The 267-nt window shown below is 68.2% G+C and carries 1 protein-coding gene; it reads left to right on the top strand.

Features of this window, described 5'->3' with window-relative positions:
- Window positions 1-37: 37 nt before the first annotated feature.
- Window positions 38-267, top strand: a 230-nt coding sequence (locus tag P8629_RS11965; RefSeq protein ID WP_278166336.1) for a glycine zipper 2TM domain-containing protein, incomplete at its 3' end; no start/stop codon positions are given.

The raw sequence follows: 267 nt of genomic DNA, 5'->3' as shown, positions 1-267 counted from the left end.
CTGCCCAGCGTGGCATGCACCTCACAGGAGAACGAACATGCTCAGTACTTCCACACTCAGCTTCCGTGGTCTGGCGATGGCCCTGGCACTGGTGGCCGGTGTCGCCGTGGTCAGCGATGCCAGCGCGATGTCGAGGAAGGACAAGCGCACCCTGGTCGGCGCCGTGGTCGGTGGCGTGGCCGGCAACCTGCTCTCCAATGGCGATCCCGCCGCCACCGTCGGTGGCGCCGTGGCCGGCGGTGCGATCGGCAACCTGACCACCTCCGA

This window comes from Hydrogenovibrio sp. 3SP14C1, assembly GCF_029625905.1.
Taxonomy (GTDB): Bacteria; Pseudomonadota; Gammaproteobacteria; order Thiomicrospirales; family Thiomicrospiraceae; genus Hydrogenovibrio.
Note: the sequence above shows the minus strand (reverse complement) of the source record. Positions and strands in the feature narration are given on the sequence as shown.